We start from the raw sequence: 10,438 nt of genomic DNA, 5'->3' as shown, positions 1-10,438 counted from the left end.
CTGCGGCGCTGGTGGAGGGCGTGGTCGGACAAGCCCCCGCCCGATGACCTGCAACAACTACTCGACACCCTTGCGCAAGGACAGGGCATCAACCTCTACCTGCCTCCGTGAAGTTAACAAACTACCGCTAGCCGCCGATGACACGTTCGAGTTCACCTGTTGGGTGGACTCCGTCGCGGGCGTGGAGCGGATGACCGAGGCCCTGGGCAGGGTGGAACGCCCGGTCGACGTGCTGGTCGAGCTCGGCGCGCCCGGCGGGCGGACCGGCGCGCGCGATCTCGGCACGGCGCTCGACGTCGCCCGCGCGGCGGCCGGCAGCCCCGCGCTGCGGTTGGCCGGTGTCGGCGGTTACGAGGGCGCGCTGGCGCACGACGCATCACCCGAATCACAGTCTGTTGTGGACGGCTACCTGACTTCCCTGTGTGAACTGGTGATCCAGGCCCACGCACTGTTCGAAGTGGATGAACCGATCGTCACGGCCGGTGGCAGCGCGTACTTCGACCAGGTGGCCGCGAAGCTGACCGAGCCGTGGCCGTTCCCGGTGCGGCCGGTGCTGCGCAGCGGCGCGTACATCACCCACGACGACGGGTTCTACCGGGGCATCTCGCCGTTGGGCCGCACACCGGGCGCACAACCGTTCCGCAGCGCGCTCAGGGCGTGGGCGCAGGTCACGTCACGGCCGCAGCCGGACCTGGCGCTGCTGACCCTCGGCAAGCGGGACGCGTCGTTCGACGAGGGACTGCCCGAACCGCAGGTCGTCCGCGGCCGGGACGGCGTGGAGCGCGCGTTGGAGGCCGAGGTCACCGCACTCAACGACCAGCACGCGTTCGTGCGGCTGTCCGGTGACGACGTGGAGGTCGGCGACTGGGTCGGCCTCGGCCTGTCCCACCCCTGCACGGTGTTCGACAAGTGGCAGCTGATCCCGGTGGTCGAGGGCACCACCGTGGTCGACCTGGTGCGCACGTACTTCTGACGAAAGGACGGCGGCGTGGACATCGTCTTCAGGGGTGCCCGGGTGGTGGACGGCACCGGCGCGCCCGCCTACCGGGCGGACGTGGGCGTGCGCGACGGGCGGATCGCCGCGATCGGCGACCGGGGCAGCCGCGGCGACCGGATCGACGGCAGACGGGTGGTCGACGCCGACGGCCGGGTGCTCGCGCCCGGTTTCATCGACATGCACTCGCACTCCGACCTCCAGGTGCTGGCCAACCCGGACCACCTGGCCAAGGTCTCCCAGGGCGTCACCACCGAGGTCCTCGGCCAGGACGGGCTGTCCTACGCGCCGGTGGACGACGACGTGCTGGCCGTGCTGCGCGGCCAGCTGGCCGGGTGGAACGACGACCCGCCCGGGTTCGACTGGAACTGGCGGTCGGTCGGCGAGTACCTGGACCGCCTCGACCGGGGCATCGCGGTCAACGCCGCGTACCTCGTGCCGCAGGGCACGCTGCGGATGCTGTGCCTCGGCTACGACGACCGGCCGGCCACCGACACCGAGCTGGACCGGATGCGCGAGGTGCTGGCCGAGTCGTTGCGGCAGGGCGCGATGGGCATGTCGTCCGGCCTGACCTACACGCCGGGCATGTACGCCGACACCGCCGAGCTGACCGCGCTGTGCCGGGTCGTCGGCGAGCTGGGCGGGTTCTACAGCCCGCACCACCGCAGCTACGGCGCGGGCGCGCTGGAGGCGTACGCGGAGATGGTGCGGGTGTCGCGTGACTCCGGTTGCCCGCTGCACCTGGCACACGCGACCATGAACTTCGACGTCAACCGGGGCCGGGCGGGCGAGCTGCTGGCACTGCTCGACGACGCCATCGCGGCGGGCGCGGACATCACCCTGGACACCTACCCGTACCTGCCGGGCGCGACGTACCTGTCCGCGCTGCTGCCGAGCTGGTCCGGCGAGGGCGGCCCGGAGCAGACCCTGACCCGACTGTCCGATGTGGACACACGGGAGCGGATCCGGGTCGAGATCGAGGAGACCGGCTCCGACGGCTGCCACGGCGTGCCGGTCGACTGGGACACCATCGAGGTCAACGGCGTGCGCAAAGCCGAGAACGCGCACCTGGTCGGGTTCTCCATCGCGGAGTCCGCGCGCCGGGCCGGACGCCCGCCCGCCGAGCTGTACTTCGACGTGTTGATCTCCGAACGCCTGGGTACCTCGTGCCTGATGCACGTGGGCCACGAGGACAACGTCCAGGCGATCATGCGGCACCCCGCGCACACCGGCGGCAGCGACGGGCTGCTGGTCGGCGACCGGCCCCACCCACGCGCCTGGGGCACGTTCCCCCGCTACCTGGCCCGGTACGTGCGCGAGTTGGGCGTGCTCGGCCTGGAGGAGTGCGTCTCCCACCTGACCGGGCGGGCCGCGCGCCGGCTGCGGCTGGCCGACCGCGGGCTCGTCCGCGAGGGCTACGCGGCCGACCTCGTGCTGTTCGACCCCGACACGGTCGCCGACACGGCGACGTTCGACGAGCCCCGGCAGGCCGCCGCGGGCATCACCCACGTCGTCGTCAACGGGGTTCCCGTGGTCGACGAGGGCGGGCGGACCGACGCCCTGCCCGGACGTTCCCTGCGAAACCACCGGAGCCGCGCGTGATCGACTGGTTGCAGCACTCGACGGGAGGGCTGCTGACGCTGTCCGGCCTCAGCATCGCCCTCCTCCTGTTGATGATCATCAGGTGGAAGGTCGAGCCGTTCATCGCCCTGCTGATCGTCGGCCTGCTGGTGGCGCTCGCCGCCGGCCTGCCGGTGGAGACGCTGGTCGGCTCGGCGCAGAAGGCCTCGGACTCCCTGCTGGAGAAGGGGTTCGGCGGCATCCTCGGCCACGTCGCCGCGATCATCGGCCTCGGCACGCTGCTCGGCGCGATCCTGGAGGCCTCCGGCGGCGCGGAGGTGCTCACCCGGTCGCTGCTGAAGGCGTTCGGCGAGAACCGCGCGCCGTTGGCGATGGGCCTGGCCGGGTTGATCTTCGGCGTGCCGGTGTTCTTCGACATCGGCATCTTCGTGCTCGCCCCGCTGGTGTACGTGGCGGCGAAGCAGAGCGGCCGGTCGATCGTGCTGTACGCGATGCCGTTGCTGGCCGGTCTGTCCGTGATGCACGCGTTCATGCCGCCGCACCCCGGACCGGTCGCGGCGGCCGGGCTGCTCGGCGTGGAGCTGGGCTGGATCATCATCATGGCGTTGGCCGTGGCGACCCCGGCGTGGTTCGTCGGCGGTGTGCTGTTCTCCGCGTGGGCGGGCAAGCGGCTGGTCGTGCCGGTGCCGGAGGAGATGCTGGCCGCCGCGGAGAAGATGCGCGGCGAGGGGTCTTCGTCTTCGCGGAGCGAGCCGCCGCTGTCGCAGGTGCTGGGCATCATCGCGGTGCCGTTGGTGCTGATCCTGGCGGGCACGTTCGGCAGCATCCTGCTGCCCAAGGGTTCGGTCACGCTGGGCGTGTTCGCGTTCCTCGGCACGCCCGCGGTGGCGTTGACGATCGCGGTGCTGCTGGCGTTCTGGCTGCTGGGCTACCGGCGGGGCATGACGCGGGCGCAGGTGACCGAGCTGTCCGGGGCGTCGCTGCGACCGGTGGCGATGATCCTGCTGGTCGTCGGCGCGGGCGGGTTCTTCGGCGCGGTGCTGTCCGCGACCGGCGTCGGCAAGGTGCTCGCGTCGTCGCTGGCGGACGTCGGCCTGCCGGTGATCGCGCTGTCGTACGTGATCAGCTGCGGTATGCGCATCGCGCAGGGCTCGGCGACGGTGGCGATCGTGACCACGACCGGCATCGTCGCGCCGCTCGTGGCGGACCTGGACTACTCGCAGCCGCAGCTGGCGCTGCTCGTGATGTCGATCGCGGCGGGCTCGATCATCGCCTCGCACGTCAACGACGGCGGGTTCTGGATCGTGTCGCGGTACTTCGGCCTGTCGGTGAAGGAAACCCTCCAGACGTGGACCGTGCTGGAGACGATCCTGTCGGTCGTCGGCTTCGTGATGGCCGCGCTGCTGAGCCTCGTGGTCTGAGTGGTCCGAGCCGTGTGGTCCGAGCCGTGCGGTCCGAGCCGCGCAGTCCGGGCCGCACCACGCGAGTGCCCCGGCGATCATCCGCCGGGGCACTCGCCCTTTGCGCCCGCCACCGGTCAGACGCCGGCCTTCGTGCCGTCGGGCTTGGCGGCGAACCACACGCCGCCCACGCCCTGGCCCTTCGCGTCACCGCACACCGTGTCCTCGGCGAACAGGTACAGCGGCCACCCGGCGACGGTGGCCTGGAGCTTGCCGTCGGCGCGGGTCACCGTGCCCACCGACGACCGGTCCACGCCCTGTACGCCGAACTGCGGCGAGTCGACCAGCAGCGGCGGCCACTTCACCGCGCAGTCACCGTCGCAATTGGACGCCGACGGGTCGGCGGTGTCCTTGTCGAAGCGGTAGAGCGTCATGCCGTCCTTGTCGGTCAACACGGTGCCCAGGTTGCCGACCGACGCGGTCGCCAGCACCAGACCCGCGGCGGGTGCGGCCTTCTTGCCGTCCGGCGCGGCCACGAACCACGTGCCGGCCACGCCCTGCCCCTTGGCCTGGCCCGGCGCCGTGTCCTCGGCGAAGCGGTACACCGGCCAGCCGGCGACGGTGACCTGCCTGGTGCCGTCCGCGCGGTCGAAGGTGGCGACGAGCGACTGGTCGACGCCCCGCACCCGCACGTCGCCGGACGTCGCGAGCACCGGCGGCCACTTGACCGCGCAGTCACCGTCGCAAGTGGACGCCGACGGCTTGGCCGTGTCCTTGTCGAACCGGTACAGCGTCAGGCCTTCGCCGTCGGTCAACACCGTGCCGAGGCCCGGCACCACGGCGGTGGCCAGATCCGGCGCACCCTCCGGCGCGATCTCGTTGCCCGCGTTCTTCCCTTCCCCCGCAAGGGGACCCGCCGCCACCTGCTGCTGCGCGGCGGGCTGCGCGGTACCGGGTTGAGGCGCCTGGCCACAGGCTCCGAGCAGGGCGATGCCGAGGAGAGCGGCGGCACCGACTGCGACTGCACGAGTGCGGGTCATGGTGAACCTCCCTGGATGATCGCTCGCGTCCCCTGCGGCAACCGAATGCCACCAACACGGACAACAAGCCCCAACGGTTCACCGGTTCTGATGATTTTTTGCGGAGTCAGTCGATCCCGTGGTCGCGGAACGCGACGCGCTTGAGCGGCGGCACCGCCTCGAGCAGCCGCAACACCGTCTTGAACGCCACCCGGCCGGCCGCGTTGCCCGACACGAACTGGCGCGCGCTGCGCAGCGACGCCGTCACCGCCGCGAACCCGTACTCCCGCATGTGCCTCTCGTAGTCCGCGATCGCGTCCAGCGGTTCCCGCTCGACCAGGTTGCGGCACAACGACATCGCGTCGCGCAACGCGGTGTTGGCCCCGATGCCGCGCATCGGCGTCATGCTGTGGATCGCGTCGCCGAGCAGCGTCACGGTGGTCGGCTGCCACGCGTCCACCGGCACGGACGTGCGGATCGGCCAGTGCGACACCGAGTCGGGGGGCGAGTCGCGCACCACCCGCACCAGGTCCGGGTGCCAGCCGGAGATCGCGTCGACCACCAGGTCCCGCAGCGGGCGGTCCGGCGGGATCACCAGGCCGTCCGCCGCGTAGGCCCACATCAGGTAGCCGCCCTCGTCCAGCTCGTGCGGCGCGAGGAACATCCCGGCCGCCGCGCGCGGGATCACCGAGTGGGCGTGCGCGACCAGTTCGGGCGGCAGCCAGGCGCGGGTGTGCGGGGTCAACGGCAGCTTGCCCGCGATCGCGGTGATGCCGGTGTCCACGCGTTCTGCGTGCGGCAGGTACTGGGCGCGCACGGCGGAGTTCGCGCCGTCCGCGCCCACCAGCACGTCGCACTGCGTGCTCGTGCCGTCGACGAAGTGGACCGTGATTCGCCCGTCCGCGTGCTCGTAGTGGGTGAACCGCCGCCCGAACGTCACCACGTCGTCCAGGCCGGTCAGCAGGATCTCGCGCAACGTGATCCGGCTGACCGAGTGGTGGGCGCGTTCGGGCACGTCGTCCGGGTTGTCGATGGCGAGCAGCCGGTTCAGCCGCTCGTCCAGGAACCCGAACCCGCTCCCGCCGCGACCGGTGGTGGCGACGAACCGCGCCCACAGCTCCGGCGGCAGGCACTCGTGCAGGACCCGCGCGCCGACCGGGTTGATGTGCAGGCGGTACCCCTGCAGCCGGTCGGTCGGCGTCACGTCCCGCTCGTGCACCGACACGCTCACCCCGTTCCGCCTCAGCCCCTGGGCCAGGCACAACCCACCGACACCGCCACCGACGACCGCCACGTGAACGCTCATGCCGACCACTATCAACCATCCGTTTGATTGAGTCAACCAGATGGTTGATAGTAGGTGATCGGCTACGGTTGACCGCGTGTCCCGCCGCTCCCCCGACGCCACCGAACGCAAGCGCGACCCCGAGCGCACCAAGGCGCGGATCCTGGAGGCCGCGGCGGCGGAGTTCGGCGCGAAGGGCTACGCGGCGGCACGGGTCAGCGCCATCGCCGACCGCGCGGGCGTGAACAAGCAGCTCATCTCGTACTACTTCGGCGGCAAGGAAGGCCTCTACAAGGAACTGGCCAGCCGCTGGCGGCAGCAGGGCGGACAGCTCGCCGAAGGGCCGCTGGCGGAGGTCGTGCGCGGGTTCGTGCTGTCCACGCGGGAGCAGCGCGACTGGGCGCGGCTGATGGTGTGGGAGAACGTGTCCGGTGACGACTCGCCGGACGAGGGCGACACGGAGTTCCTCCGCGCGCAGGTCGAGGGCCTGCGGGCGCGGCAGGAGGCCGGGGAGATCCCGGCGGACCTCGACCCGGCGTGCCTGCTGCTGGCGTTGACGGCGGCGGCCAGTGCGACGCTGTTCATGCCCCGGATGGTGCGCCGGATCACCGGGGAGGACCCGGAGTCCGACGACTTCGCCGAGCGCTACGCCGAGCAGCTGGCCCGGCTCGTCCGGCACCTGAGCTGATCAGCTCTCCGGGATCGACTCTCCCGGGGATCGACTCTCCCGGGATCAACTCCCGGCGGACGGGTACCCGGCCAGGTAGGTGCGCAGACCCCGCTGGCCGCTGCGCATCATCAGCTCGTGGTTGGCCCTGAGCAGTGGCCGGCCGATGATCGCCAGACGCCGCAGCAACGGCTTGCGGACCACCACTTCCTGGTCGTAGACCAGCCGCGACCCGCCGCCCTCGGGGAAGATCCGCCAGCTCACCGTGCCGTCCAGGTCCCCGACCAGGTCGGCGCGCAGCAACCCCGCCTCCGGCTCCCTGGCGTTGTGGTGCGCCTGGAACACCAGGTCGTAGGGCAGCACGGAACGGCACCGCAGCTCGGCCGCGTGCTCGCCCACCTGGCGCGCGTCCCGCACCTCACGCCACCACTGCGGGTAACTGCCCAGGTCGGCGAGCACGTCGAAGGTCCGCGCGGGCGTGCTGTCCACCGACCACACGCTGCGGAAGCGGTACGAGTTCAGCGGCATGCCGCCATGGTCACGCACGCCGGCGGGCCAGGCCAACCGCGCGCGTGACCCCGCCGGCCCGACGACCTCAGCCGACCGCCGCCTCGGCGGGCAGCACGTCCCGCAGGAACTGCCCGGTGTAGCTGTCGGCGAAGTCCGCGACCTGCTCCGGCGTGCCTTCGGCCACCACCATGCCACCGCCGGACCCGCCCTCGGGCCCCATGTCGACCACCCAGTCGGAGGTCTTGATGACGTCGAGGTTGTGCTCGATCACGATCACCGTGTTGCCCTTGTCGACCAACCCGTTGATCACCCCGAGCAGCTTGCGGATGTCCTCGAAGTGCAGGCCGGTGGTCGGCTCGTCCAGGATGTAGACCGTCTTGCCGGTCGACCGCTTCTGCAGCTCGGCCGCCAGCTTCACCCGCTGCGCCTCACCACCGGACAGGGTGGGCGCGGGCTGCCCGAGCCGCACGTACCCGAGGCCCACGTCGACCAGCGTGCGCAGGTGCCGGTGGATCGAGTTGATCGGCTCGAAGAACGTCGCGGCCTCCTCGATCGGCATGTCGAGGACCTCGGAGATCGTCTTGCCCTTGTAGTGCACTTCCAGCGTCTCGCGGTTGTACCGGGCGCCCTTGCACACCTCGCACGGGACGTAGACGTCCGGCAGGAAGTTCATCTCGATCTTGATCGTGCCGTCGCCCGCGCACGCCTCGCAGCGCCCGCCCTTGACGTTGAACGAGAACCGACCCGGCTGGTAGCCGCGCACCTTCGCCTCGGTGGTCGACGCGAACAGCTTCCGGACGTGGTCGAACACGCCCGTGTAGGTGGCCGGGTTCGACCGCGGGGTGCGGCCGATCGGCGACTGGTCGACCTGCACCAGCTTGTCGACCTGCTCCAACCCCCGGATCCGGGTGTGCCGGCCGGGCACCTGCCGCGCGCCGTTGAGCTTGTTCGCCAGCACCGTCGCCAGGATGTTGTTGACCAGCGTCGACTTGCCCGAGCCGGACACGCCCGTGACCGACACCAGGCAGCCGAGCGGGAACGACACGTCGATGCCGCGCAGGTTGTGCTCACGCGCGCCCACCACGGTGAGCTGCCGCTTCTTGTCGACCTTGCGGCGCGTGGCGGGCATCGGGATCTCCTTGCGCCCCGAGAGGTACGCGCCGGTGACCGACTCCTTGTTCGTCAGCAGCTCCTGGTACGGGCCGCTGTGCACCACCTTGCCGCCGTGCTCGCCCGCGCCGGGGCCGATGTCGACCACCCAGTCGGAGGTGCGGATGGTGTCCTCGTCGTGCTCGACCACGATCAGCGTGTTGCCCAGGTCGCGCAGCCTGGTCAGGGTGTCGATCAGCCGGTGGTTGTCGCGCTGGTGCAGGCCGATCGACGGCTCGTCCAGCACGTACAGCACGCCGACCAGGCCGGAGCCGATCTGCGTGGCCAACCTGATCCGCTGGGCTTCTCCACCCGAAAGAGTGCCGGACGCGCGGTCCAGTGACAGGTAGTTGAGGCCGACGTCGAGCAGGAAGTGCAGCCGGGCCTGGATCTCCTTGAGCACCGCGCCCGCGATCATCGACTCGCGTTTGGCCAGCTTGAGCCCGTCCAGGAACTCCGAGCACTCCGCCACCGACATGGCGCACACCTCGGCGATGGACTTGTCGCCCTGGCGCGCGTGGTGCAGCGTGACGGCCAGGATCTCCGGTTTGAGGCGGGTGCCCTGGCACGTGGGGCACGGCACCTCCCGCATGTAGCCCTCGTACTTCTCCCGCATGTACTCGGACTCGGTCTGCTCCTGCCGCCGTTCCAGGAACGGGATCACGCCCTCGTAGTTGGCGTAGTAGGAGCGCTCGCGGCCGTAGCGGTTCTTGTAGCGGACGTTGACCTGCTCGTCGACGCCGTGCAGCACCGCTTTCTGCACCTTGGCGGGCAGCTGCCGCCACGGCGTGTCCATCCGGAACCCGATCGCCAGGCCCAGCGATTCCAGCAACCGGGTGAAGTACTCGGCGGTCTGACCGGACGCCCACGGGGCGATCGCGCCGTCGGCCAGCGACAGCTCGTCGTCCGGCACGACCAGCTCCGGGTCGACCTCCTTGCGCACGCCGATGCCGGTGCACGCCGGGCACGCGCCGTAGGGCGAGTTGAACGAGAACGACCGGGGCTCCAGGTCCTCGATCGCCAGCGGGTGGCCGTTCGGGCAGGCCAGGTTCTCGGAGAAGCCGCGCACCCGGCCGGGGTCGTTCTCCGGCACGTCCACGAACTCCAGTTCGACCAGCCCGTCGGCCAGGCGCAGCGCCGTCTCCACCGAGTCGGTCAGCCGCTGCTTGGAGCTCGACTTCACGCTCAGCCGGTCGATCACGACCGCGATCTGGTGCTTCTCCTGCTTCTTCAGCTTCGGCACCTCGCCCAGCGCGTACACCACGCCGTCGACCTTGGCGCGCGAGTAGCCCTGGGACTGGAGGGTGGAGAACAGGTCGAGGTACTCGCCCTTGCGGCCCCGGATGACCGGCGCGAGCACCTGGAACTTGGTGCCCGGCTCCATGGCCAGCACCTGGTCCACGATCTGCTGCGGCGTCTGCTTGCTGATCGCCTCGCCGCAGGTCGGGCAGTGCGCCTTGCCGGCGCGCGCGTACAGCAGCCGCAGGTAGTCGTAGACCTCGGTGATGGTGCCGACGGTCGACCGCGGGTTGCGGCTGGTCGACTTCTGGTCGATCGACACCGCGGGCGACAGGCCCTCGATGAAGTCGACGTCGGGTTTGTCCATCTGGCCGAGGAACTGCCGCGCGTACGCCGACAGCGATTCGACGTAGCGGCGCTGGCCTTCGGCGAAGATCGTGTCGAAGGCGAGGCTGGACTTGCCCGAGCCGGACAGCCCGGTGAACACGATGAGGCTGTCCCTCGGCAGGTCGAGGTCCACCCCTCGCAGGTTGTGCTCGCGCGCCCCGCGAACGACAAGCCGGTCGGCCACAACGGTTCCCTTCGGTTCTCGAC

7 protein-coding genes and 1 pseudogene are annotated in these 10,438 nt (G+C 70.8%); 4 read left to right on the top strand and 4 right to left on the bottom strand.

What is annotated here, in order from left to right; translation table 11 throughout:
* Positions 1 to 127 precede the first annotated feature (127 nt).
* The 3 genes and pseudogenes from FM051_RS38560 to FM051_RS38550 form a co-directional block, all read left to right on the top strand.
* Positions 128 to 973: pseudogene (locus FM051_RS38560) on the top strand (type III PLP-dependent enzyme domain-containing protein); the annotation flags it as partial.
* A gap of 15 nt (positions 974 to 988) precedes the next feature.
* The gene (locus tag FM051_RS38555) at positions 989 to 2,596 is read left to right on the top strand and encodes an N-acyl-D-amino-acid deacylase family protein (RefSeq protein ID WP_158852055.1); all 1,608 of its coding nucleotides are present in this window, start codon (positions 989 to 991) and stop codon (positions 2,594 to 2,596) included.
* Positions 2,593 to 3,996, top strand: a complete 1,404-nt coding sequence (locus FM051_RS38550) for a GntP family permease (protein ID WP_158852054.1) — start codon at positions 2,593 to 2,595, stop codon at positions 3,994 to 3,996. Before FM051_RS38555 ends, FM051_RS38550 begins: the two co-directional genes overlap by 4 nt.
* 116 nt (positions 3,997 to 4,112) lie before the next feature.
* On the opposite strand, the gene FM051_RS38545 is transcribed toward FM051_RS38550, so the two are convergent.
* Together FM051_RS38545 and FM051_RS38540 are read right to left on the bottom strand one after the other, a co-directional pair.
* Complete coding sequence (locus FM051_RS38545; protein ID WP_158852053.1) at positions 4,113 to 5,015, bottom strand: hypothetical protein; 903 nt, start codon at positions 5,013 to 5,015, stop codon at positions 4,113 to 4,115.
* Positions 5,016 to 5,121: 106 nt separating this feature from the next.
* Positions 5,122 to 6,300 (bottom strand): FAD-dependent oxidoreductase, encoded by a 1,179-nt coding sequence (locus FM051_RS38540; protein WP_158852052.1) that lies wholly within the window; start codon positions 6,298 to 6,300, stop codon positions 5,122 to 5,124.
* Positions 6,301 to 6,376: 76 nt separating this feature from the next.
* Between FM051_RS38540 and FM051_RS38535 the strand changes: the two genes are divergently transcribed.
* The gene (locus FM051_RS38535) at positions 6,377 to 6,967 is read left to right on the top strand and encodes a TetR/AcrR family transcriptional regulator (RefSeq protein ID WP_158852051.1); all 591 of its coding nucleotides are present in this window, start codon (positions 6,377 to 6,379) and stop codon (positions 6,965 to 6,967) included.
* Between the two features lie 45 nt (positions 6,968 to 7,012).
* Here the strand turns inward: FM051_RS38535 and FM051_RS38530 are convergent, their stop codons facing one another.
* On the bottom strand, positions 7,013 to 7,474 hold the full coding sequence (locus FM051_RS38530; RefSeq protein ID WP_158852050.1) for an SRPBCC family protein: 462 nt from the start codon (positions 7,472 to 7,474) through the stop codon (positions 7,013 to 7,015).
* Positions 7,475 to 7,541: 67 nt separating this feature from the next.
* The gene (uvrA, locus tag FM051_RS38525; RefSeq protein ID WP_158852049.1) at positions 7,542 to 10,415 is read right to left on the bottom strand and encodes an excinuclease ABC subunit UvrA; all 2,874 of its coding nucleotides are present in this window, start codon (positions 10,413 to 10,415) and stop codon (positions 7,542 to 7,544) included.
* Positions 10,416 to 10,438 lie beyond the last annotated feature (23 nt).

It is taken from the genome of Saccharothrix deserti (assembly GCF_009769385.1).
Classification (GTDB): Bacteria; Actinomycetota; Actinomycetes; order Mycobacteriales; family Pseudonocardiaceae; genus Actinosynnema; species Actinosynnema deserti.
Note: the sequence above shows the minus strand (reverse complement) of the source record. Positions and strands in the feature narration are given on the sequence as shown.

Bases quoted from the DNA above. Each gene is read 5' to 3' on its own strand.
- FM051_RS38530 (WP_158852050.1), bottom strand. From the start codon at position 7,474: ATGCCGCTGAACTCGTACCGCTTCCGCAGCGTGTGGTCGGTGGACAGC.
- FM051_RS38545 (WP_158852053.1), bottom strand. From the start codon at position 5,015: ATGACCCGCACTCGTGCAGTCGCAGTCGGTGCCGCCGCTCTCCTCGGC.
- FM051_RS38540 (WP_158852052.1), bottom strand. From the start codon at position 6,300: ATGAGCGTTCACGTGGCGGTCGTCGGTGGCGGTGTCGGTGGGTTGTGC.